The organism is Ignavibacteria bacterium (assembly GCA_036262055.1).
Classification (GTDB): Bacteria; Bacteroidota; Ignavibacteria; order Tepidaquicellales; family Tepidaquicellaceae; genus DATAJP01.
Map to the genome: position 1 here is coordinate 938,861 of DATAJP010000002.1, position 25,581 is coordinate 964,441.

21 protein-coding genes are annotated in these 25,581 nt (G+C 33.7%); 1 reads left to right on the plus strand and 20 read right to left on the minus strand.

Annotated elements, in window-relative coordinates; genetic code table 11:
* Nucleotides 1-17: 17 nt before the first annotated feature.
* The 20 genes from VHP32_06075 to VHP32_06170 form a co-directional block, all read right to left on the minus strand.
* Nucleotides 18-479, minus strand: coding sequence for a GNAT family N-acetyltransferase (locus tag VHP32_06075; GenBank protein HEX2787455.1), 462 nt, complete (start codon nt 477-479; stop codon nt 18-20).
* Nucleotides 476-1,429, minus strand: coding sequence for a UDP-2,4-diacetamido-2,4,6-trideoxy-beta-L-altropyranose hydrolase (pseG, locus tag VHP32_06080; GenBank protein HEX2787456.1), 954 nt, complete (start codon nt 1,427-1,429; stop codon nt 476-478). Before pseG ends, VHP32_06075 begins: the two co-directional genes overlap by 4 nt.
* Nucleotides 1,426-3,201, minus strand: a complete 1,776-nt coding sequence (locus VHP32_06085; protein HEX2787457.1) for an N-acetylneuraminate synthase family protein — start codon at nt 3,199-3,201, stop codon at nt 1,426-1,428. The genes pseG and VHP32_06085 overlap by 4 nt, the downstream gene beginning before the upstream one ends.
* Nucleotides 3,201-4,379: a UDP-4-amino-4,6-dideoxy-N-acetyl-beta-L-altrosamine transaminase gene (pseC, locus tag VHP32_06090; protein ID HEX2787458.1), complete on the minus strand. Its 1,179-nt coding sequence runs from the start codon at nt 4,377-4,379 to the stop codon at nt 3,201-3,203. Before pseC ends, VHP32_06085 begins: the two co-directional genes overlap by 1 nt.
* The gene (gene pseB, locus VHP32_06095; GenBank protein HEX2787459.1) at nt 4,376-5,386 is read right to left on the minus strand and encodes a UDP-N-acetylglucosamine 4,6-dehydratase (inverting); all 1,011 of its coding nucleotides are present in this window, start codon (nt 5,384-5,386) and stop codon (nt 4,376-4,378) included. Before pseB ends, pseC begins: the two co-directional genes overlap by 4 nt.
* A 93-nt stretch (nt 5,387-5,479) precedes the next feature.
* Entirely contained in the window at nt 5,480-7,990 is a 2,511-nt protein-coding gene (locus VHP32_06100) for an exo-alpha-sialidase (GenBank protein ID HEX2787460.1), read from the minus strand.
* A gap of 42 nt (nt 7,991-8,032) precedes the next feature.
* Nucleotides 8,033-9,616 (minus strand): T9SS type A sorting domain-containing protein, encoded by a 1,584-nt coding sequence (locus VHP32_06105; protein ID HEX2787461.1) that lies wholly within the window; start codon nt 9,614-9,616, stop codon nt 8,033-8,035.
* Complete coding sequence (locus VHP32_06110) at nt 9,606-10,787, minus strand: CDP-glycerol glycerophosphotransferase family protein (protein ID HEX2787462.1); 1,182 nt, start codon at nt 10,785-10,787, stop codon at nt 9,606-9,608. Before VHP32_06110 ends, VHP32_06105 begins: the two co-directional genes overlap by 11 nt.
* Before the next feature lie 3 nt (nt 10,788-10,790).
* Complete coding sequence (locus VHP32_06115) at nt 10,791-11,753, minus strand: Gfo/Idh/MocA family oxidoreductase (protein ID HEX2787463.1); 963 nt, start codon at nt 11,751-11,753, stop codon at nt 10,791-10,793.
* Nucleotides 11,738-12,706 (minus strand): Gfo/Idh/MocA family oxidoreductase, encoded by a 969-nt coding sequence (locus VHP32_06120; GenBank protein HEX2787464.1) that lies wholly within the window; start codon nt 12,704-12,706, stop codon nt 11,738-11,740. Before VHP32_06120 ends, VHP32_06115 begins: the two co-directional genes overlap by 16 nt.
* A complete protein-coding gene (locus VHP32_06125; protein ID HEX2787465.1) occupies nt 12,703-13,494 on the minus strand; it encodes a formyltransferase family protein in 792 nt (263 codons plus the stop codon). Before VHP32_06125 ends, VHP32_06120 begins: the two co-directional genes overlap by 4 nt.
* Nucleotides 13,487-14,458 (minus strand): polysaccharide deacetylase family protein, encoded by a 972-nt coding sequence (locus tag VHP32_06130; GenBank protein ID HEX2787466.1) that lies wholly within the window; start codon nt 14,456-14,458, stop codon nt 13,487-13,489. The genes VHP32_06125 and VHP32_06130 overlap by 8 nt, the downstream gene beginning before the upstream one ends.
* Before the next feature lie 3 nt (nt 14,459-14,461).
* A complete protein-coding gene (locus VHP32_06135) occupies nt 14,462-15,163 on the minus strand; it encodes an acylneuraminate cytidylyltransferase family protein (protein ID HEX2787467.1) in 702 nt (233 codons plus the stop codon).
* The gene (locus VHP32_06140) at nt 15,148-16,089 is read right to left on the minus strand and encodes a methyltransferase domain-containing protein (GenBank protein HEX2787468.1); all 942 of its coding nucleotides are present in this window, start codon (nt 16,087-16,089) and stop codon (nt 15,148-15,150) included. The genes VHP32_06135 and VHP32_06140 overlap by 16 nt, the downstream gene beginning before the upstream one ends.
* Nucleotides 16,082-17,032, minus strand: a complete 951-nt coding sequence (locus tag VHP32_06145; GenBank protein ID HEX2787469.1) for an NAD(P)-dependent oxidoreductase — start codon at nt 17,030-17,032, stop codon at nt 16,082-16,084. Before VHP32_06145 ends, VHP32_06140 begins: the two co-directional genes overlap by 8 nt.
* On the minus strand, nt 17,033-18,205 hold the full coding sequence (neuC, locus tag VHP32_06150; GenBank protein ID HEX2787470.1) for a UDP-N-acetylglucosamine 2-epimerase: 1,173 nt from the start codon (nt 18,203-18,205) through the stop codon (nt 17,033-17,035).
* A gap of 6 nt (nt 18,206-18,211) precedes the next feature.
* On the minus strand, nt 18,212-19,219 hold the full coding sequence (locus tag VHP32_06155; protein ID HEX2787471.1) for an N-acetylneuraminate synthase family protein: 1,008 nt from the start codon (nt 19,217-19,219) through the stop codon (nt 18,212-18,214).
* A complete protein-coding gene (locus VHP32_06160; GenBank protein ID HEX2787472.1) occupies nt 19,212-21,023 on the minus strand; it encodes an ABC transporter ATP-binding protein/permease in 1,812 nt (603 codons plus the stop codon). The genes VHP32_06155 and VHP32_06160 overlap by 8 nt, the downstream gene beginning before the upstream one ends.
* Before the next feature lie 2 nt (nt 21,024-21,025).
* Nucleotides 21,026-23,293 (minus strand): polysaccharide biosynthesis tyrosine autokinase, encoded by a 2,268-nt coding sequence (locus tag VHP32_06165; GenBank protein HEX2787473.1) that lies wholly within the window; start codon nt 23,291-23,293, stop codon nt 21,026-21,028.
* A gap of 9 nt (nt 23,294-23,302) precedes the next feature.
* Nucleotides 23,303-23,824 (minus strand): SLBB domain-containing protein, encoded by a 522-nt coding sequence (locus VHP32_06170; GenBank protein HEX2787474.1) that lies wholly within the window; start codon nt 23,822-23,824, stop codon nt 23,303-23,305.
* Between the two features lie 537 nt (nt 23,825-24,361).
* Between VHP32_06170 and VHP32_06175 the strand changes: the two genes are divergently transcribed.
* Nucleotides 24,362-25,579 carry a DegT/DnrJ/EryC1/StrS family aminotransferase gene (locus tag VHP32_06175; protein ID HEX2787475.1) on the plus strand — a complete coding sequence of 406 codons (1,218 nt, stop codon included), beginning with the start codon at nt 24,362-24,364 and terminating at the stop codon, nt 25,577-25,579.
* Nucleotides 25,580-25,581: the final 2 nt, after the last annotated feature.

The window sequence follows — 25,581 nt, forward strand, 5'->3', positions numbered from 1 at the left end:
TGTGTAAAATCAAATTATTATATTTCAAAAATAAGTTTTATATATTTTCTGTGATTTATATCAACAGAACCAACTTCTTTAAAACCATAACCCCTAAAAGTTTTAAGCGAGGGCAAATTATATTCAAGTATTAATGCTATCAATATTGCTTTTCCGGGTATGTCATTTTTAAGTTCGTTCATTGCAAGTTCGAGAATTTTTTTCCCATACCCCATACCTCGCATTTTAACGTCAACAGAATAATCTATATGGTAATAACCGTCATCTTTTAACTCAAATCTAATCTGTCCTATGTGATTATCATTTTCTGAAACAATATATAAAAAAGAATCATTATCATTTATTTTATTCTTGAACCATTTAACATGGTTTTCGTATTTAATTTTTTCCGGATTAATTGAATTTGCTCTTGTAACGTCATCATTAGCCCATTCAAAATATAAATCCAAATCATTTATGTTTGCCTTGCGTATTTTCAATTTAAACTTTTAAATAAAGTTAAAAAATTTTCAGAAGGATTCAGACTTTTTATTTTTGTTTTCTTTTTTGATTTTAAATCTCTAAATGTTTCAGTAAACAAACTTTTGTCAACAACATCAAAATTATTTAATCCTACTGCATTTTGTTTATTAACAAGATATTTATAAAATTCCCTCTGGTTATCGGCATAATATCCTGTTATAAGCTTCGTTCCTACGAGCAGCGATTCATAAGCAACCGCGCTTGAAGGACAGATTGCAAACTCTGAGTTTTTAATTAAAGAAATAATTTCATTTGCGGATATATTCTCATAAATAGAAATATTCTTATTTGCTTGCGCAGTTTCACTTAATTCGTTTTTGTAATTATATGCTGAACCCACTACTACGTTTATACTATTTACTGAATTAACCTTTACAAGTTCTTTTAAAACTTTGTTTGTAAGATTTTTAAAATCAGAGCCGCCGAAACAAAGATAAACATTGCCATTTGAAACATTTGCCGATTCTTCGTAAGATGCTTCAATAAATTCTTTTCTAAGTAAACAATAGTCCGTTCCGATGCAAAGCTTTGTATAAGGTTCTATTGAATATGAATCCGGATTTATCCCCGGATTATGATTTATAACCACATCTGCATAAAAATGAATCTTCGGAATATCATCTATGCATACAAGCTTTTTGTTTTTCTGTTTAATTTTTTTCTGATAATCCGAATCAAATTTATATCCGTCAAGAACAATGGTATCGTAGCTATCAATAACTTCATTCAAAAAATGTTCTTCATCTTTGACCTTAATGAAACTGAAATCAGTCTTTACTTCATCAAGAGATGAAAATGTTATTTCAAAATTGTGTTGTAAGCTATCTGCCAATGACAAAGAACGAAAGATATGACCAAGACCTATTTTAGTATTACCGTCTGCCCTGAATAAAATTCTTTTTTTCAGTTTTCTTTATGAATTTTTGTTAACTTATTTAATGTATCAATAAGGTTTTTATCAGTTTGGTATTTTACAACACCGTTTTTATTAATATTTGCAATTTCAGGATTGCTGTCAAGAAATTTATATAATTCAGGCAAACTGAATTCCAGCTTTTCATCTTTAAAATATTTTTCAATTATATTAAACATATCAAGATCTTCGGGATAGTCAAGGGTCAGCCGGTAGTCTCTCACAAGCTCATCAGGCAAATCAATAAAATGAAGCTTGAAATACTCGGGATTGTTTCTGAAATACCAGGTCATATACTCGGAATAGTTTGCGCTCTTAAAATATTTTTTTACTTCGCGCAAAGCAGCTACATTTATAATTTCCAGATTCGTTCCTATTGCTGCTTTATTTGCACTTGTATAATCTGCACCATATGCAAAATGTTCTTTTAATAAAATCTGGCAAATGTCATCCGAAACGTACTGCATGTCACCCGTTATGCGGACAACTACATCTGTCCCAAGCTTATCACATATATCTATGTATCTCTGAATTACATCATCAGGGTCACCTTTATGAAAAATTACATCTTCGCGGTATTTGTAATCACCGAGAATCGAATCCTCTTCCAATGTTGAAGTAGCAAGAACAACGTTATCGACATTTTTAAACTTCAGAGTATTTTTTATGCAAAGCTCTATTGATGATACATCTCCGATTTTTAAAATTGCTTTTTTAGGCAGACGGCTTGATTTCATTCTGCATGCAATAATCGCAGCAATTTTTGCTTTTTTATAGTCACCGGATTTAACCGTCGTGTTTTTTCTAATATCTTTTGCAAGTATATGAAACGAGCTTTGAAGTTTTTTAATTTCATCTATGTTCAGTCCTTGCTGGTTAGAACGTTTAAAATCAAATTCAAAATCACTAAGCAATCTTCCTTTTTCTTTATCGGTATTCACAACAGGCATTTGAATGCTTTTTCTCAGGTATTCTCTCTCGCTGTCATTAACAAAATCTGTTTCAAGCAAAGGATAATACTTATCAATCAAGTTAATGTAATCTTTATATTGTTCAATTGTTAAGCTTGAGTAAAAATCATATTCTGTTTTGAGAGAAGAATGCATAATGTGCTTTTCGACATAATCCGCCCCCGCAGCTACGGCAAATACCGGAAGCATTTTTGCATCTTCCCCCTTGCCGTCTATATGGTCCGCAAAACAAATTTTATTTTCAAAATTATTTTTCAAAGTTTTAATTTTTGAAAGCCCGCTGTCTTCAAGCTTCGTTGGATATGCCTGAAAACCAATTTGCAAAATTATTTCAGCCGGATTTAATTTATCCGAATATGTCTTAATGATTTTTTTAATCTCATCTAAGTCGTAAGCAGCAATATTTAAAATCAACTTAACTTTTGATAAATCAATTTCAGATAGTTGATTCAGTAAATTAACATTGTAAAGAACTGATGCCTGAAGCTTTATGCCGTTTATATTTTTAAGATTTTCTTTTAGTATTTCAACGCTATAATCATCAAAAATATCGAGCCATATGTCTTTTGTCTTTTTCGCTTCAGCAATTATTTTCTTCCACTGGCTGTTATCAAAAAATAATTTTTCATAAACCGGATACCATTCATAATCAGACAAGGCAATCTTATCATATTTCAACGGCTGAAATTTCATTCCGAAACCATTCTGAAATTCAGAAAATTCTTTTATAAGTGAAATCACATAATCAAAATTTCCACCATGCGTATTTGCTACTTCTAAAATATTATATACCATTACTTATTTATGAACTTAATAATTTTTTCAATGACATAATTCTGTTGCTCATTCGTTAAAGTCGGATACATCGGGATACTCAGACATTTACTATAATAAGATTCTGCAATAGGGAAGTCTCCTTTCTTCCATCCAAAGTTTCTGTAATAGGGAAGTAAGTGAACAGGGGCATAATGCACCTGCGGATAAATATTATTTGATACAAGATAATCATAAAGCTCTTTTCTTTTTTCAACCTGTATGACATATAAATGAAATGCATGCCCGTCATCATGATACGGAGTTTTTATTTTATCTGCATATGGCTTGAATGCTTCATCATATCTTTTCACAAGTTCTTTTCTTTTCTTTAAGCTTTCAAGCGAGTGACTCAATTGGCTCATTCCGAGCACTGCCTGAATATCAGTTAAACGATAATTATAACCAAGTTCCTGCATTTCATAGTACCATCCGCCATACTCTCCATTTTCTTTCATATCATCGCAGACAAAATCATTTTTTATTTTTGTAATCCCATGAGTTCTTAACTGCTTTGCTTTTTTATCAATGTCCGGATTGTTAGTCGTAATCATTCCGCCTTCACCGCTTGTTATATGCTTAACAGGATGAAACGAGAACACAGATACATCTGCAAACTTTCCATTTCCTGCAAATTGTTTCTGACCCTTTGAATCAATAAAATATGCAGCAGGCGAATGACAGGCATCTTCAAGAATCCATAAGTTATACTTATCGGTAATTTTCTTAAGTTCTTCAAGATTAACTGCAAGTCCCGCAAAATCAACAGGAACAACACCTTGATAATATCCTGCAGGTTTTGATTTTAATAAATCTTCAAGCTTGTTTAAATCAATCGTATAAGTTTTAAAATCAATATCAACAAAATCAACTTCACCTCCGCAGTATAAAATACAATTTGCCGAAGCGCAGAAAGTAATTGGAGTTGTAATTACTTTTGTTCCCGGCTTAACTCCCAGCGCCATTGCGGCAACGTGAAGCCCTGCAGTGCCGTTTGCAACTGCTGTCGAATATTTGCATCCGACATATTCTGAAAATTTATTTTCAAATTCATCAATCTTAGGTCCCTGGGTTAAGAACTTTGATTTCAGAACTTCAACAACGTTCTGAATGTCGGCATCAATTATATTTTGTTTTCCGTAAGGAATTGCTTCCATCATTCAGGTATAAAATCAGGGTTAATGTTTTTCTTTATTTCATCGCGTATGTTATCAACGGTCATCCATTCATCATTTGTGTTTGAAGCATATCTGAAACCTTCACTAACTTTTTTTGCGTTAAATTTTTTCTTAAACTCATCTACATTCCACACCGGAACCTGGGGAAGAATTACATAATATTTCCCGACATCATAAGTATTATATGAATCTGATTCGGTTATCATTTCTTCATGAATTTTCTCGCCGGGTCTGATGCCTGTATATTCGATTTTACATGATGGCGAAACTGCATTTGCTACATCAAGGATTTTATATGAAGGAATTTTCGGAACAAATATTTCACCGCCCCATGCATTTTCAATTGCATACAAAACAAGCTTAATACCGTCATCAAGAGAAATATTAAATCTTGTCATCGAAGCATCTGTAATCGGAAGCGTTTTTGATTTTGATTTTTCCATAAAAAATGGAATTACCGACCCACGTGAGCCCATTACGTTGCCATAGCGCACGACAGAAAATTTTATGTCATGCCATCCCCGTATGTTGTTTCCGGCAACAAAAAGTTTGTCTGAGCAAAGTTTTGTCGCCCCGTATAAATTAATTGGCGCAGCAGCTTTATCTGTTGAAAGCGCAACTACATTTTTAACGCCTGTTTGAAGCGCCGCCTGAATTACATTCTCCGCTCCAAGAACATTCGTTTTAATAAATTCCATCGGGTTATACTCGGCTGCAGGAACCTGCTTGAGTGCTGCTGCATGAACAACGATATCGACATTTTCAAAAGCCATCTTTAACCTCTCAAGATCACGAACGTCTCCAAGAAAATATCTTATATTTGCGTCATCAAATCCGGAAGACTTCATCTCAAACTGCTTTAACTCATCACGGCTAAACACTATAAGTTTTTTGGGCTTATGATTTTTGTAAACGTATTCCAAAAATTTTTTTCCGAAAGAGCCCGTGCCTCCCGTGATTAAAATAGTCTTATTGTCCAAGAATCCCATTAATTATACAATTATTTTGAATTTATGCGAACTTTAAGTATAACTTTATTAATTGTCATTTTTAAGTCAAAATTCAACCAAAAAAGTGCAAATTTACTTAATAATAGCCATTTTTTTGAAAAATACAGTGGTATTATCGGGAGTTTTCACATATAATGAGTAAAAATAAATTCCTGAACTTAACACTTCCAAATTAATATTTCTTTCATAATAACCGCCTGCCAGAATGCCCGATTCTATTGTTTTAATTTCTCTGCCGGTTATATCGAATATTTTTAATTTGACCTCAGATGAAAAAGGAATTTCAAACTTAATTTTTGTTGAATTGTTGAAAGGATTAGGATAGTTTTGATGCAGAATAAATTTTTCAGGTGTTGAAAGGTTGATATAACTCTGAAGATAATGAAATGTATAATCACCGTTTATATCAATTTGTTTTAATCTGTAATAATACAAGCCGGGTTCGAACAATTTATCCTTGAAGGTGTATTCATTTCTTCCTGAAGAACTTTTCGATTTAACTTCGCCTGTATTAATATAATCTACATTTTCTTTTTTTCTTTCAACAATAAATTTACTTGAATTAACTTCTTTTTCTGTTATCCAATTTAATGTAACTTCATTGCCATTAAGCAGAGAATTAAAAGAAGAAATTTCTACAGGAAGAATTTCGTTAAGCTCTATGTTGTAAATTCTGCCGTCCCATCCCGATATTAGCAAATGATTGTTTAAAACGATTGCGTTAGAAAAATTATGTATCTGATTTAATATTTTTTCATTCCATATAATCATATCAGGAAGCATTGACCAGTAGATATTATTCTGGTCGGAAATTAAATATACATTTCCTGAACTATCGAATGAAATATCTCTTAAGTTTTTGTCTGTTCCAATATTAAGCTGGCTCCAATTATTGCCGGCATTTGTTGATTTTAAAAATACTCCGCTGTCACCGCAAATGTAAACATCACTGTCATGAGATTTAACAGAATACAAATCTTTATAAATCTGGTTATTAAGTTTTGTCCAATTCACACCGACGTTAGTTGATCTTAAAACATAGCCGCTATCACAGCAAATAAAAACATTGGTTGAATCATAAAAATAAATATTGCGCAGGTTTATGCTAACTCCTGTTGTAGTATTCGTCCAATTGTTTCCGCTATTAGTAGAATAAAAAACCGTGCCCGCTGAACCGCATAAAATCCCGTTTGTTTCATTAAACTTTATGTCCAAAACGTTTGATATTCCACCTAAAACAAGATGACTCCAGTTTAAGCCATCATTCGTGCTTTTAAAATAATGTCCGCTTGATCCCCAGGCAAATATGTTCAAGGAGTCGCTATAAGTAACACAGTTAACATCAATTATGGAATTATCCATAACTACTAATTGCCAATTAATCCCAGAATCGGTTGTCTTATATAAAACTGATTTATTCACGTCAAAAATATTTGCAGCAACAAATCCGGTGGATGAATTTTTAAAACTAAAATTTCTTAAGCTCTGATTTTCGGAAAGCTTTGTATAAGTATTAGGTAAGCTGTAACTCAATGCGGGAATATTATTTAAATTTATTTTAGCAAATCTGATATCAGATGCTATTTTTCTGAAACCATTTTCAGTTCCTTCATCCAGCACATATGAATACGATATTAATATAGTATCACCGGCTATACATATGTGCGGATAGCTTACCCCGCTGTTTGCTCTGCGATCTATTGTGATAACATTTTCAAGATTATTGAATGAAGAATCCGAAAAAATGCCCAGCATCAAATTATCTCTTATATAAGCGCTGTTATTCCAAGCACATAGAAATTTATTATTGTCTAACTTTCTAATATCAACTAAACCATCGGGATTTGGAACATTCAGTGATACCGGAACCGACCAGGTATTGCCATTATCCGGTGAAAATGAATAAAAGACATGGTCCATATTACTTCTGAAAAACATAATGAGATTCCCTGAAGATGTTTTTGATAAAACGGGTTCGACTAAATTTTTTCCTGAAATCATTATATCCCCTGAAACAGAAACAGTATCAAAATTTTTTGAGATGCGGAGAAATCCGCAATGTGTTTGTGTCTGGCTGAAGTTGCGCCAGTAATATGCAAATGCTAAAGAACTATCGCTTAAGATGACAGGCTTATGCTTAGGCATAACGGGTTTATCTTTTCCGACATCAATCAATGTCGGAGATGACCAGTTAGTTCCATTGTTTGTTGAAAATATATAATATCCTTTTGAATCTGTAGCAGCGATTACGCTTCCTGAATCTTTCTGAAGATTATAAAATAAATACAGATTATTTCTGAATGAGAAAAGTAAGGGGTCGCGAACTAAATATACACCGCCCGTATCGATTGCTGTCTGTGCAGGCGACCAGTTTGAACCGTCATTGGTCGAATAAGATATCAATATTTTATTATCAAGCGAGCCCTCTCTCCATCCCGAAACCCATACACATGCCAACCTTCCGTCGTTTAGCTTCTCAATGCTTGAGACGTGGTTGTTAAGTGGTTGCCCGAAACTAAAATCCGTGCTATGAGTGAATATTGTCGATTTAAAAAGAGGTTGAGAAAATAAATTATTATACATTAAAAAGAATAATACAATGATATATTTGCAATAAGTTTTCACTTATTTTAGTAAAATTATTTTTTGTGTACTCCTTTTTTCAGTTTTGCCGTCATTAAACTTCAACATCATAAAATATATTCCCGAAGCAAAATTGTCCAAAGTATAATTAAAGCTGTGATATCCCGGCTGAACATTGTTTTCCTGAATTTTCTTTACCAACTTACCATCAAGCTGATAAAGCAGCAACTGATAATCATATATTTTATCAGTGTCAAAGTTAATTTTAAAAGTGCTATTGAAGGGATTCGGATAAGCATTATATACATAAAAATTTTCAGGCGGGTGTACTAATACTTCATTATTTAAATTATATATTTCAAAGTTACCGTTAAAATCTTTCTGAATTAATCTGTACTTATAAATTCCGGGATTCACATTTTTATCAATATAAGAATAATAATTTATGCCTGATGTGTTTTTTCCTGAAACAAATGAGAGCTTAGTCCAAATATTATTTTCCATTCTCTGTATTTCAAAACCATTATTATTTATTTCTTCGGAAGTTTGCCATGATAATTCAACATTATTACGATTTACAGCAGATGTAAAAGAAATTAATTTTACAGGTAAAACTAAGTTTGAATCAGTTAAACTGACTTTTGATAAATAAATTCGAGCATTACTACTATGTGATGAGTAATATGTTATAAAAAGCGAATCATTATGTTCCAACAAGCCGGGATAGCCCGTATCTCCTGAAGACTCGAGTGATATAATTTCGTTAACAGTAAAAGTGGTAGTATCCAATGATAATAGAGAAGTTCTTGTCGGGTTTTGCAATCTGCCTGCTACAATAATTTTACCGTTAGATAGTTTTATTATATTCGGTCCGCCGATTCTGTAACCGCAATCTGTAAAAGTCCAATTAGTAAATGGAGAAAACGCTCTGCCAATGAGAGCATTGGGTGAATCGCGCCGAATTACACATAAAGCATAATTATTATTAATAAATAAAATTTTTGCTTCGCTATCTTTATCAGCTGTAGAACTCAAAGTATCTTTAAGAACATTATAATTGTCATAATCAAAATCTGTAGTGCTGTATAATCTTGTGTATCTTAAAGATGAGTTAGTAAATAAAGGATAACCTATTGAATATATTTTATTATTGTTATATGCAGGGAAATACATCCAGAAAAAATTTTCACCAACCTGTTTTCTCCTGCTCCAGTTAGTTCCCTCAGTTGTAAAATAAGTAATATTAGCTCCATTAATGGAATCAGCACCGACTGAATAAACTGCGTACGTTATAATTTGAAGGGTGTCTTCATTTATTTTAATGAATTTTGTTCCTCTAATATCACCTGACAACGAATCCGAAATTAATATTTCAGAAATCCAATTGGTTCCGTTATTTGTTGAAGAAATGATTCTTACTTTGCCGTCAGGTATTCCTCCTCCCGGATGAATTGAACCCTCACGGAATGTAATAAAAATTTTATTTTTGAAATAAATTATGTCGGGGAAGGCATTGTGAATAGCAAGATTCCAAATCTGTGTTGATGGATATACAGGCACGCTGTAACTTTGAGATGAAATTCCAAAAAATATGAGAAAAAATAAATATGTTAATTTATTTTTCATTTGTTTTTGCCCTTATGATATCCGAGGCAAGTTTCCCTGAAGAGCCGTCTATAATGGTAAGAACTTTTTTCAGGAAATTATTTTTTCGTTCTGTGAATTTACTATAATTTAAATTAAATAGGGATTGATGAATCAGAGCATTTAATGACTTATCGTCTGCTGCTATGTCTATGTTTTCCGCATCGGGAGTGAAAGTTTTAATATCAAACTCATTCTGTGGATTAAGAACGATGGCAGGAATATTGTTAATTAATGCTTCATAAACTGTAACCGACCAGCTGCTTATTAATAAATCGCTGATTTTAAAGAGATTTTCAAGCTTTTCCTCAAAGATTATTTTTAAATTCTTAGCCTCATTTACGTTAAACTTTTTATTCAGATATTCAGGGTTTTCAAGCGGATGAGGTTTGATTATGAAAAAAATATTTTCATTTTTTTTGATGACCTCTGAATATATATCAAGAAACTTATTGAATTTCTCTTCACCTATGGTTCGTTTTTTTGTTAAGGTGATAAGAATAACCTTTTTATCTTCATCAATGCCAAATTGTTTTTTTAAGTTTTCATGTTTTTGAAGGGGATTTAGAAAAAGGGCGTCATAACCGGGATTTCCGGTTTCAAAGAATTTATTTTCGTCATAAACAGATTTATCACGTACCCAGAATTTTGACCAGATAAGTTTGTAAGAAATAGTGTCCTCAGCAAAAGGAATATTATTTTTTAATCGAAAAGAATTGTTTTTTATCAGGGAAGCTAATTTTTGTTTGAAAGAAATTCCGGGGAATGAATTTTTTATAGCGCAAGTTTGGATTACAAAAATTGGTATGTCAGGAAAATAAGCAGTGCAGATTTTATAAACAAAAGTTTTATCTGAAATGGTTACGAAGGCATCGGGCTTTAATCCTTCTATTTTATTTTTAATAAAATTAATTTCTTCGTTTTCACTTTTAAAATTAATTTTGTCATTTTTATCTATTCTGTAATATTCATCAAATAACTGCATTGCTTGCTGATCATTTGCTAATCTGTTTGCGGAATTTTCATATTCTTTATAATAGTCGGCATCAAAATATATATTTTGAAAATCAGGGAGGTGTTTTATTACAGAGAAAAAAACAGGGTTGGCAAGATATGAAAGGTTCGGTATATATAGGATTCTTTTCTTTCCCATATTTCAATCGTCATATCCGGCAATCTTGGTATAATGTTTAAACATATCGGCGTGATAATCAAGTGTGCATAAGCGGCTGTTCTGTGTATTTAAAAAATCATCAACCATTCTGTAAATTCCATGAGAATATTCTTTCTCGAGGTAATCTTCAATAGGAACTTCCTGAATTTCGAGTGAATCCATTTTCTGAACAGAAAGCTTTTCAACAGGCTTAAAATACAATCGGTGTTTTTTAGTCAGAACTTCAACAGCCCATCTTCCCGGTGCAAGAAAATTTGTATGATATGTAAACGGAATGTTTTTATCAGAAATACCGCTGCCGGTAAAAATAGCTCCCGACTTATGATAGGGAATTACATTCTTGCCTTTTATGTCAGAATTAAGTTCAGCGGGCTTACCTATCAGATAAAATACCAGATCAAGTATGTGAGATGAATATGACAAAACAAGTTTTTCATACACAAGCGGAACGAACTTTGCTGTATCAATTTTATTTATCCACTCGGTGAACTCAAAGTTGACTGATAAAATTCCGCCGTCTTCTTCGATGATTTCCTGTGCCTTCAGCACTGATGCATAATGTCTTCTATTGTAAGAGAGAAAAACTTCAGCATTATTTTCCTTTGCAAGTTCATTTAATTTTTTAATGTCTTTAGCAAATAATGCAGAAGGTTTTTCTACAAGAATATTTTTAACTCCGTTTTCTAAAAGAAGAGAAGTCATTGCAAACAACTGGTCAGCGGAAGTTGCAATAACTGCTGTATCAGGTGAAAATTTTTTTATTATTTCAGAAGTTAAACCGCCTGCAAGAACCTCAGCGTCGGCAAATAATGCTTTAAATTCATTTGTCTTTTTTTCACCTCTGCCAACTACAAGCAAATCATGGTTATCCCTTAAAACTTTAGCGTAAATTCTGGACATCTTTCCGGTTCCGACCAGTAATATTTTTTTTAAGTTATCGGACAAAAGCTTATGTCTTCTCCTCTCTTCGTTTTATAAAATTCAAAAATCGATTTTAAAAATTGTTTATGAATGTAAAATGATTCTTTGTAATCAGTTAATTTGCAGCTTCCTTCTTTGATTATTTCCTCAACAATCAGATTTGTTAATGCGCTTTGCATCGGATATTCAAACGCACCGGTCTGATACTCCCAGTTGTTTTCTTCAAATGATTTTATTACCTGTCTTTTTCCTTCTTCTATAAAATACCTGTAACGCGGCGTCTTGATTTCTATCACCGCAGGAGCATTCCCGGTATTGTAAGAAGTTAACATAAAAATATTTTTATCTGCCTTTGCGATAATTGTTCCTTTAAATTCGACATATGAATCTCTTTTTGCTTTTAATAAATTTGCATCTAATCCTGTTGAATCTATGTCAAGTTTAAAACTGCCGCATAAGTATGAGAAAAGGTCAAGATGATGAATTGAATTAGATGCCGGTCGTAAATTATATCCATTATAATTATAAGAAATATATTCTTCTCCTGAAATTTGGTTTTTTATGGAGTTATAAAAATCATATGCCCGCCTTACACAGTTAACCCATGCGCCTTTGCATTTTTCTGATATTAGTGTTTCTATTGCACTGTAATCTTCAAGCGAAGGAAACAAAAATTTTTCAATAATTAAATAATCAACTTTTACTGAATTTAAAAGTTTTTCAATGACTTCACGTCTTTGAAGAGAATTTGTGGCGATAATTGCAATATCAAGCTTGTCTTTTATGTCTATTTCTTCTGAAAAAAATATTTTTTTTGTATTGGAGTGTTGAATTTCATCAAAACGCTGCATGGCAGTTTCCAATGATTCCTTTGAGGGATCTATTACGTATATGTTATTTTCAATATTAAGTCTTGCAAGCCCCTGCAAGTGTCTGCTTCCTAACTGCCCCGCACCTATTACTGCAATGTTAATCATTCTACTATCGGATATAATTTTATTTTTTCTTCTTTGCTGTTTAAGTATTCCGCAATCATCCCGGAATCAAAATTTTCATAAAGCTGTTTTATTCCTTCCGTTGTTAAATCTTTACGCTTATATACCAGCCCTTTTTCAAGGTTTTGTCTGATTGGTTTTCTGATTCCTTTCTCATATTCTTTCACCACATCAGGAATATTTTCAATTGCTTTGATAATTGTTTTATTTCCTAAATCATGCGGTCCATCGGCTGCATTAACATCCGGTCTTACTTGCTTCAATATATCGCCTGCATCCACTTTTAAAACCGCAAGATGTATTGTGCCTCCGACAAGTTCCGGCTGTTTATTCACAAGAGGCCAGAAATTTGTGCCGCCTCCTCTGTAGTAGGGAGATAACCCAAGATGAAGGTTGATAATCTTGTTTTCATAATAACTAATCAAAGGTTCTTTTATCAGACTGCAGCCGAACAGAAGAATATAATCGGGGTTTTTATTTTTTACCCATTCAAAAACTTCATGGGAATTAACTGTTCCGTTTTTGATGTCAAGCAACTCAAAATCGAATTCAGATTTTATTTTATCTTTAAAAAATTTTTCTTCCGACTTCTTTCTGCTCTCAAAATGTTTTTGAGCAACATTGAACTCATCTGCATTTTCTTTGAATTTATTTGCCTGATAAATTTTTTCTTCACGCACCGCACCAACGACATCCAGCTTTTTCGATATTTCGCTGATGTAGTAATTATGTCTTAACTCATTGCCCGTAAGTATCACGATTTTACTCATATTTCCATTCGTTTACCGGAAGATGATTAAAAAAATTATTATCGGAATATTTATATCCTTTTGCCAGAGGCATATCTGTGCAGGAAAATCTTGATAAATAAAACGGCTGAGAAAAATCCGAAACAATCCCGCGTTCCATCGTAAAAGCAAAATTAAACCCGCTGTGTTTCAGAATCTTTGCAATGCCTTTTGTAGCTTCATAAGTACCATACGGGTAACTGAAAGAATAAATTTCACCAGCGGCTATTTTCTCCAAAATATTCTTAGAAGTCTTTATGTCTGATTCTATAATTTTTTCACCGGATAATGCAAGGGGAGTATGCTCATGACCGTGGCATCCCAGATATCCTTTTTTATATAAATCTTTTATGGCTTCTTCATTCATATAAAGTCCGGAACAAATTTCTTCTTCCTTTCCCGGAAAATATTCATTAAAAATTTTATTTATTGCTTCGTTTTTTTCTTCTTCAGAAAGAAAAAAATTTAAAATATATTTTGTTCTTGCTGTAGCTTCATCATCATACTTGTAAGTCAACTTTGATTTTTTAACCAATTCTTTTTCGTTTATTTCCTGATGTAAATATTGTTTTATGAATGTAAATAATTCATCGGAGGAAATTTCCGAGCGTATTATGTGGATTTTATGAACATTCAGGATTTTTTTTTCAATCAACGGCAAAGTATTGACAAAAAAAACTGCAGGTATGTTATGTCTTTCAAGAACCGGTAGTGCAAGTTCATATTGCTCATTGAGACCGTCATCGAAAGTAATTAAAATACTTTTTTCAGGTAAAGCTTTTCCGTTTGTAATATATTCATTTAAGTCTAATTGGCTAATGAACTCTCCAAACTTTGAAAGTTCTAAAAGCTGTTTTTCAAACTGTTCAGGTGTTTCACCAAAAATACTCGGATATTTATAATCGAAATTTTTTCTTATGTAGTGATAATTTACTGCTGCTAACAATTCTTATTCTTTTTTTAATTTCTTCTCTGCAATCTGCCACTCTTCAGGCGTGTCAATGTTAACTGATAAAGAAGTATCAATGAAATAGGGTACACATTTTTTTCCGTAAAAATTTTTTTCGTTAAGAAGAACACCTGTTTTTGTCAAAAAAATCGTTCCATCCCGTTTATATGCTCTTGGGACGTCCTGTCTTCTTTTAATATTTTTTCCTTCAGGTAAAAAGTAATCCAGATAACCATCTCCGTTGATTTTCATTACATAATGAGGGCTCATATCCTGCGGTATCTCTATTACACTGCAAACGGAATCATTATCTTTTAGTAAATCAATTGCTTCATCGATATGTTTCGCATTCCTCAATGGTGAAGTCGGCTGCAAAAGCATTACCGCGTCAGGTACGTAACCGGATTTGTTTAGTGTCTCCAATGCATGAATGACAGCATCAATCATGGGTGATTCGTCTTTTGCAAATTCATCCGGCCTCATAAACGGAACTTCAAGTCCGAAACTTCTTGCATTTTCTGCAATTTCATCGCTGTCGGTTGATAAAATTATTCTATCTAAGTATTTTGATTTACTTGCGCTTTCGTATGCCCGCTGTATTAAAGATTTGCCTGCAAGCATTTTAATATTTTTGCCCGGGATTGCCTTTGAGCCCCCGCGGGCAGGAATCAATCCTAATATCTTCATTACTTTTTCATCCACTTCGTGCTTTGCACATATCTTATTTCTTCAAAATATTTTTCGATATAATTATCATTATAATTTACATTCGGAGTCTCACCTGATAATTTGCAGACATACATTACAAGATGCTTATCCTTGCTAATGGATTTTTTTATGAATTTAAATCCAAACTTTTTCAGAATTTTTTCAAAGCTGTTATCGGTAAAATAAAACGGATGATCAATTTTCACCGCTTCTTCGGTGCTCCAGAATTTCAGATAATTATGACGAAAATCAACTATATCGATAATAAATAACCCGTTATCTGTTAAGATATTTCTGATTTTTTCAAAAGTATTATTTATGTCAAGCAGATGGTCAACGGTCTGAAACATTCCGACTAAATCAAATTTTTTCTTTCCGGGATTCCAATCTTCAAATAGTGAAGTAATCGTTTCAAGCCCCAGATTGTTTGCTTCGGCAATCTCATCGGGCGCAGGGTCAAGAATGGTCGCCTTAACATTAAATTTTTTTATTAAGCCCATGGCAACTATTCCTGTTGAACCTCCTATGTCAAGAAAAGACATACCGGGCTTATCTGCTAAATATTCATTCAAAAGTTCTATAACTTCATCGGTATATGTTAACTGATCTTTCTGAATTGTTTTAGCATCAAACAATCTTCCGTAATATGCGCTCACAAGGGGTCTGTAATAATGCTCGTAAAATTTCGAGTAACCGTTCCCGTCCATTCTCGGATTCAAAAAAGTTAAACCGCAATTTGTGCACGCTGCGGCATTTGCAGGAAATCCATATCTGTCCGTATGCGATATTTCCAGAAAAACATTATTCCCGCATAACTGGCATTCACCTGCTCTTTGAAGCTTTTGGTTTGCATATTCAAAGCCGACAGCAGAAACTCTTTCCTCTTTGCTTAAATTTATATCTGTAATTTTTTTATCCACCTAATTCTTTTTTAATTTTTTGAGCAATGAACATTTCTGTTTTATAAAAAGACTCATAAGTATTCCCGCCAATATGCGGAACGATTATTAAGTTATCATTATTGTTCATATACTCTATTAACTTATTTTCTTTGTTAGCATTGAATTCATTTTTCAAAACATCAATTGCGGCTCCTCTGATTTTTTTGCTCTTCAATGCTTCAAGCAGCGCATCTTCATCAACCAATCCGCCGCGCGCAGTATTAATAAATACGGAATTTTTCTTCATCAAATCAAACTCACTCTTGGCAAACATATTCTCATTTTCGGGCTTATAATTAACATGCAAAGAAACCACATCGGAATTTTTTAAAAGCTCGTTTAATGAAACTTTTTCAGCACCTGAAAAATCTACATCGTTATTTATATCGTATGCACAAACATTCATTCCGAATGCTTTAAAATACCCCGCGACGATTTTTCCTAATCTTCCATATCCTATTATTCCGGCGGTCTTACCGTAAAGCTCTGTTCCCCGAAATAAATCTCTGTTCCATATACCTTGTTTCACTGATTCATAGGCAGAGATAACATTTCTTATTAAAGCAAGTGTTAATGTTACTGTAAGTTCTGCAGTTGCGCGGATATTTTTTAAAAATTCCGATTCTCCTTTTAAAGATAAAATCTTAATGCCTTTCCCGTTACAAGATTTTTCATCGAGATGATCAGTGCCTGTAACGTTTATAGCAATAAATCTGCACCGCGGGTTTTCGGGAATATCGTTCTTTGTAACTTTAAAGCCGAACCTAATCCATACAACGTCATAATTTTGTAAAGAGCTTTTTAGATTCTCCTGCGAAAAGTTTTCCGCTATTTCAACATCAGAAAAAGTTTTCAGGTATTCGATTACATCTTTGCTGAAATCTTTTGTCTCAGTTAATAAAATTTTATGTTTGTAAGGCATTTAATATTGCAACACCTTGTCGATTTTTAACTGCAGCTTTGTTATCAAGTCCGCAATTCTCTCACCGGCTTTACCATCGCCGTAAATCATTTCCTGATTATACGTTCCGTTTTTAAGGTGTTTTTTTACGGCATCAACTATTTCATTTCTGTTATATCCGACATCAATAACATTCTTTCCGCGCTCTCTCTGATTTTGACGTGAGCCGATGTTAACTACCGGAATTCCAAGAAACGAAGATTCTCTTATGCCAACGCTGGAATTCCCAACAAGACACGAACTGCATTTTATCAATTTAAGAAAATCCGTTGGTTCCATATTTTTGAAAAAATGGAAACGTGAAGCATCTTCAAATTCTCTGAAAGTTCTTATTCCTTTTGAAGTGCCGTCAGCACCTGCATCGAGATTTGGCCAAAACCATAAAACCGGCATTTGTAATTTCTGCATAGCCCACAATGTTTCTTCAATGTGAACTCGTGATTTTTCATATTCGGTTGTTACCGGGTGCTGAAGCACAACAATATATCCTTTAGATAAATCCTGAAGATTGCCAACGCCTCCGTATTTTTTGAACGGGTCGAAGTCAAGCTTATTATAATTTGCAATATCAACAGCAAGGTCAATGGAAGGACAACCTGTTAAAAAAACAGCTGCCGGGTCTTCACCCATTTTAATCAAACGTTCCTCTGCTTTTTTAGATGATGGAAAATGAAAATCCGCAAGTTTTGAAATTGCATGGCGGACTTTTTCATCGATGTTTCCGGTTACTTCACCGCCCTGTATATGCAGCAAAGGTATGTTCATAAACGATGCCGATATCGCAGTCGCCATTGTTTCATATCTGTCTGCAATTGTTACGACAAGGTCGGGTTTCAAATTATCAAAGACAGTTGAAAGCTCTAATATTCCGATTCCGGTTGTCTTAGCCATAGCAGTAAGATTTTCACCGTCGAGAACATTAAACACCTGAGCAGTTATATCAAAGCCGTCTTTCTTTATGTAGTTGACCGCAGTGCCGTACCTGTCAAGAAGTGCCGATGAAGCAACAACAAGCTGCAGCTCAAGGTCTTTATGTTTTTTAATTGCATCAAGAGCAGTTTTTATTCTGCTGTATGTCGGTCTTGCTGTGATTACAACACAAACTTTTCTTTTTGATTTATTCGCTTTGTTCATTGTATGCTACTCCAAATCCTGTAATTTAATCTGTTCATTTATTTTTATATCTCTCTTTACTTTCCTGCCTAAGACGGAATCAATTTTATTAGGCGTTAACCCTGTTCCCGGTTTTTTAAATGCGAGCAGTTCTTCACTCAGCACACTGTTAACGGGAATGTTTGTTCCTGCTACGATACTTTTGTTAAATATGCTTCTTAATTCTTTTAATTCATCTGCAATTTTATCTTTGTCAACGGGATGCTTCAATGCTTTTTCTATAAAAGCCACACCTTCGACAAGTGATTTAAGTTGTTCAAAATCTAAAGATACCGGAACATCCGGTCCGAACATTTTTTTTGAAAACGTTATGTGCGCTTCAATAACATCGGCACCAAGCGCTGCTGCGGCAAGACTGCTGTAAATATTTCCCGAATGGTCTGACAATCCTGATTTGCATTTATATCTTTCTTTGAAAAGCTGAATCATGTTTAATCCAAGCTTCTCAGGTTCAGTCGGATACATTGATGTGCATTGAAGAACGGTTAATTCAAGATTGTTCTTTTTTATTATATTAACTGCCTCATCTATTTCTTTTAAGGAACTCATTCCTGTCGAAAGCAAAACAGGTTTTTTTGTTTTTGCAATAGCATTGAACAGTGGTGTATTTGTAACCTCGCCCGATGCAATCTTCCATTCTTTCACGCCTATTTTATCGAGCATTTCAACCGCTTTGATTGAAAAAGGACTGCTCATAAATTCTATTCCGCGTTCATCACAATGCTGTTTCAATCCAATCCATTCAACTTCAGTGAACTCCATGCGTTTCCAATAATCAAATCTTGTTTTATCCTGCTTGCTGAACTTCACTCTCCAGGGCTCATCAATAGAGCTCTCCTCATCGGCAATGTGTGTCTGAAATTTTATAATATCCGCACCGGCATCTGCTGCCAAATCAATGAATGAATGAGCCATACCCAGGCTGCCGTCGTGCGCCTGCGCAACTTCCGCAATGATTTTTATCTTATCAGACATTACTGCTTATTGTAGCTAATTCTTTAAACCGTTCATTTCTGAAAAGCAAATCTTCATATCTTCCTGAATCCGTAATTTTTCCATTTTCAAAATAATATATTATATCGCATTCTTTTACTGTACTCAACCTATGAGCAATTATAATTATGGTTTTTTTGTGCGACAGATTATTGATTGCATCCATCACAGCGTATTCGGTTAAGTTATCAAGAGAGCTTGTTGCTTCATCGAGAATAAGCAGTTCGGGATTCGTATATAAGGCTCTTGCAATTCCGATTCTTTGTCTCTGACCGCCGCTTAATCTTACTCCTTTTTCTCCAACAACCGTATCAAAACCCTCAGGCAAAGTCATAACAAAATTATAAAGGTTCGATATTTTCGATGCCTCGATAACTTCATTCATTTTTATTTTATCCGAAGGAATTCCAAAAGCAATGTTTTCGGCAATTGTACTGTCGGTCAAGTAAATTTGCTGGGGAACATACCCTAAATTTTGCTGCCAGCTTTTCATGTTATCCGGATTCACTATAATATTATCGACGTTTATGCTGCCTTTTTGCTGTTCAAGAAGCCCTAGGATTATATCTATGAAAGTCGTTTTTCCGCATCCTGTACTTCCGACAAAACCAATAGTTGTGTTTGGTTCAATTTTTAAATCGATTCCTTTAATTACCCAATCCGGCGATGACGGATATTTAAAAAATATATCTTTAAGCTCAAGAGAATTTTTGAAATGAAGTTTCTCAACAGGTTTTTCATCTTTAAATTTGAAATCATAATTAAAGCCGCCGTTTTCATTAAAGTCACGGTAAATCGAATTCAATGCAGGCGTATAAAATTTTATTCTCGCGCTTGCCGTGAACATTGCCTGAAGCGATGGCATTAACCTGTATCCGGCAAAAGCATATAAAGCAATTAAAGGCAATACTTCGGCAACACTGCTTCCTATATAAAGTAAATATAAAATTATGATTAGTATTCCACCGAAAGCAATAACTTCAAGTGCATATCGGGGAAGCATTGCTATTGACTGGTTGGATGCAAAATAATGAGATGTTTCTTTTGCGGGTTTTGAAAATAATCTAAGAAAAGAATTTTCTTTTCCGAGTAATTTTACGTCTTTAATTCCTCCAAACGCCTCAGCAGCAATTTTAAATTTTGCTCGCGCTGCCTCAATTCTTTTTTCTCCGGTATAATTAAGCCGTTTCTGAACGGATTTATAAATTATAAAATAACAACCACCGAGAACGACAGATATGATTACTGCAAGAATCGGATTTACAACCAATAACAAAACTAAAATTAAAAATGCGGTTACAAATTTTGAAGCAAGTTCAAGCAAAGGAATGGTTACACCGTTGATAACCTGGTTTATTTCGTTTAAAATATTTTTACTTAAATCAGAAGAATTTCTGTGAAGAAAAAAAACATACTTCTGATTGAGATATTTGCTAAACAAACGCATTGAGAAGGTATAGTTTCTGTTCCAGTTAAACCGGTACATTCTAAAATATACAAATGCTGTAAAAGAATTGCTCAAGACAAGAACCGTGAGAACTACAAGTCCTAAAAAGATGAGAAATGAGTTCGAACTTGAAAAATTAAGCGTCGTATAAATATAATTTAAATATTTGTTTTCGGTTATGAGCTCAGGTGAAGCTACAACTCCTATAAACGGCATTATTGTTGTAATGCCGATAACGTCTATGCAGGATATTATAAATATTGCAAAGAAAAGAAAATATAATTTCTTTTTTTCGGAAGGTGATAAAAGTATAAATATTTTTTTTACTAAATCCTTCAAAGCTAAATTTCTTCTGTCTTAGATTCTTTCTTTCTTCTTTTCTCCTCAGGCTTTGAATAGTAATAATAATAATTATAATAATATCCATAAGATGTCTTGAATGAAAAATCATTTAAGACAACACCCAGCAAGTTATGCGGATTTATGCTGTATAATTTTTTATACGTTTTTGTGAGAATGTCTATAGGTGTTTTTTGAGCCTTAGCAATAATAATCGTTCCGTCGGTTATATTAAACAATATTTCAGAATCTGTCACCGAAATGAACGGAGGAGAATCAATTAAAACTAAATCATATTCGGATTTCAACTTATTTATGAATTCTTTCATCTGTAATGAACCAAGCATTTCAGATGGGTTAGGTGGAATAGTTCCTGATGTAATGTAATTAAGATTTTCAAGTTTTGTCTTGCGTACTATATCTTCAAATTTCATATTTGAAAAGAGATAATCACTCAATCCCGGGAATCTTTCCGTTTCAAATACATTATGAATTCTCGGTTTTCTTAAGTCGCAGTCAACAATTATTACTTTTTTGCCGGTAAGCGCAAAGCTTCCTGCAAGGTTAACGGTAACAAATGATTTACCTTCCGAAGGAAGCGAGCTTGTAATTAAAATTGTCTTTAATGGGTCAGACTCAAGCTTTGAAAATGAAACTCTTGTTCTGAGTGCTTTGAATGCTTCCGATGCAGCATCTTTTGTATTATTAACAATGATAAGTTCCGTTGTGGTATTTCTTGCTTCTTTAAGAATGTCGACCGTTGGTATCCATGCAAGAACACTGAGACCTTTTGCTTCAAGCTGTTCGGGTGTTTTGATTGATTTATCAAGAACGTTTCTTGTAAATGCGAACGCCAGACCTAATCCAAGCCCGATTAAAGCGCCGGTGAGCACAATCAATTGACGGTTGGGTTTTACAGGTCCAAAATTATCCGAACCGGGATCAAGAATTGTTGCATTTCCTATTCTTGTTCGTTCGTTGATTAATGCTTCCTGATATTTTTCCTCAAGAGTCAGATAAAGTTTTTCATTTGAAAGCTTGTTTCTTTCAAGCTTAGCTAATTCCTGATTTTTTGCAGGAAGACCTGAAAATTCATTTTCATAATTTCTTATTACTGAAGATAAATTTCTTGATTTGGTTCTTAAAGCATCAGTAGCAAGTGAAGCATCAAGTATTCTGTTGGTCAGTGATTTAACTTCCTCAGGAGTTTCAGAAAGAATAGAGTTTCTCAGAATTTGGGTTTGTTCGTTTAATCGTCCTTCAAGCGCTGAAATCTTTTTGTCGTAATCCTGAGTAACTTTCTGGCGGACAAGCGGGTCGGTTGATTGCGTCAGGTCAACGTCTTTCTGAATTTCAAGTTTTGCAATTTCTTCCTGAAGTCCTTTTAAATAAGTTTGGTTTAACTGCGCTTCGACATAAGTATATAGATTAGGGTCAATGTTGTTGTATTCTCTTTTTAACCCATTAAGAACAAGTTCATTTGCTTTAAGGTCAAGGTCAACATTATTCTTTTGAGCATCGTATTCCGATATCGTATTTACGAGATTAGTTGCCTGAGCTTCGAGCATAAAGATGCCGTTCCGTTCCTGAAAGTTCTCAAGATTGCTCTCGGCAATGTTAAGTTCATTAAACTTTTTTTCTTTCTCCTGTTCAAGAAAATTCTTTACTCCTGTTATATCCTGACGGCTTATTTCTTTTGAGTAATTTTTATAAAATTCGGCGTATGTAGAGGTTATCAGCCTGTTTTCAACAAATGAAGGTCCTTCAACTATTATCTCAATAATGTCCAGCCCTTTTGACTGCTCAAAGCTGACGGCCCGTATAAGCTTCTTTCTAAGCTGTTCTGAGTTTGCGGGAGTTGTATTGCCTTCATCATCAGTTCGGGTTATGTACACCCATTCTTTTGTATTCGGATATCTCTTTAAAGAATCCAATAAAAGCTGCGCAACATTGTCTCTGAAATAGTAACTCTTTAAAACCTCTATTTCATTTCCGATAAATCTTTCCGCTTCGTATTTTAAGTTTTCGCTGAATTTTGTTTCGAGAATATTGCCTTCATTATTATCAACCTTCAGGGTTGCGGTTGAGCGGTAAATATCTATTGTCTGGGAAAGATAATAAAAAGTGATTAAGAGCGTTGATATGAATATTAATATTATCGGGATTAAATTATTGCGAAGAATATTTAAATAATATTTTATATCAAACGAATCGAAGGCATCGTTTTCTAAGTTATTATCAAATTTATTCGAGTATCCGTTGCTTTGCATTATAAATTTTTAATTTCTTGTTATTGTTACTATCAATGATGCTATAGTTATAAGCGGCGTTAAAACCGTTAATACGTCTTTCACATTGTCCCAAAAAGTTCTCTCCAATTCGATCGGGACAATCATAATATCTCCTGCTGACAATACGGGATTTCTGACTTCAAAGGATGTTCTCGGCTCTTTGCCAAAAAAAGGACGAAGATTTAAGTTAACAATCTCGCGTGTCTGCAGTTCCGGTGAATCTGATCTTAACTTTAATAATTTAATGTTTTCAAAAGAGCTTTCAAACAATGCTCCTCCTGCCAATGACAGCAAATCAACTGCTGTTATTCCTCTTGGCACAAGATATTTACCGGGGTTTCTGACTCCTCCAATAACTATTACTTCTATGTTAACTGCATTTTTATCACTGTAATTATAATAATTGGCTCCCGTCTTCATAATCTCATCTATTCCGATTTTCAGGCTGTCACTCTGACCAACCGCAATATTTGCGCATAGTAAGGTAATAATTAATATCAGTCTTTTCATTAAGTAATTATTTTTTGAAAGTTAAAAAAGTTTTGAAAGAAAAAAACGGGCTAAAAAGAGCGATGCAATAATTATAATTATATATAAAAAAACAGCTTTATAGCCGCCTCTTGCAATTTTATACTTAAATTTGACGCCCCTCCAGCCGCAATTCCGGCAACTGTAATATCTGAAAAAAAAGAGTTTAGCAATTTTTTCAAAAGCATTTCTGTTGCGGGATTTTTTAAGAAATCCTATTTTATGACAATTGGGACAAAAAGATAATGTTCGGCTTTGTTGAATAAATACGTTTAGCTTCATGACTCATTATAAAGCAGAACTAATTCTAAGTTATTAAAATTACAAGCTATTAAATTACTTTCTCTATTTCATTTTTTCAATCTATAAATAAGCGATATAATGTAAAAAAGAGCCAAAAATCGCTGTTTATATAATTTCAAACTTCAAAAAAGTCCCTTAAAAATTAAATTTCAAACAAGCTTTTAAAACATTATTTTTGTTAAATTTATTAATCTTAACTCATAATCTCATAATATTATATTGATACATTTTTCTCCTCCCTTCATAAATCAGGAAATAATTGACGAAGTTACAGAATCTTTAAAATCAGGTTGGATAACCACCGGTCCGAAGGTCAGGCAGCTTGAGGCAATGACCGCTCAGCTTGCGCAAGTTGAGAATGTTTTGTGTGTAAATTCCGCGACTTCAGGTCTGATGCTTGCTCTTCACTGGTTCGGAATCGGCAAAGGTGATGAAGTCATTGTTCCTGCCTATACTTATGCCGCAACGGCTCTTGCTGTTATGCATGTTGGAGCAACACCTGTTATGGCAGATGTGAATGAAGACTTTAATATTGACCCCGTAAAAATCCGCGAGCTTATTACAGAAAAAACTAAAGCGATAATGCCCGTTGATATTGCCGGCTTTCCGTGCAGCTATGATGAAATTTTTTCCATAGTAAATGAAAAAGAGATTTTAAAAAAATTCATTCCGAAAACCGAAAGACAAAAAAAACTCGGTCGGCTTTTTGTGCTTTCCGATTCTGCTCACTCAGTCGGAGCAGTCTATAAAAATAAACCATCAGGTTCGATTTCCGATATTTCAATTTTTTCATTTCATGCTGTTAAAAATGTTACAACCGCAGAAGGAGGTGCAATATGCTTAAATCTTCCTTCACCGTTTAACAACAAAGAAGAATATGATTTTCTGCGTCTGATTTCTCTAAATGGTCAGACAAAAGATGCGTTTACAAAAACTGCTGGGAATAGCTGGAAATATGACATCGTTTATCAGGGTTTCAAAATCAATATGCCTGATGTTCTTGCCGCCATAGCAATAACTCAGATGAAAATTTACAAAAGCGAAATATTGAAAAAAAGAAAAAAAGTTTTTGATGCATATAATAATTTTTTTCTGCAAAAAGACTGGGCTTTGATTCCGCCGTCATCTGATGAAAGCAGAGAGAGCAGTTATCATGTATATTTACTGAGAATAAAAAATATTACCGAACAAACCCGTGATAAAATTATGGAAGAAATTTATAAAAACCAGGTTGCAGTAAATGTTCATTTTCAACCTCTGCCTATATTAACCTTGTTTAAAGAAAAAGGTTACAAAATAGACAATTATCCCGTGAGTTATAAAAACTATGCAGGTGAAATTTCGCTTCCTATTTATCCCCAGCTTTCAGATGAAAATGTTAAAACTGTATGCGAAGCGGTTGAGTCAGCTTACAATAAAGTTGTACAAGCATAATT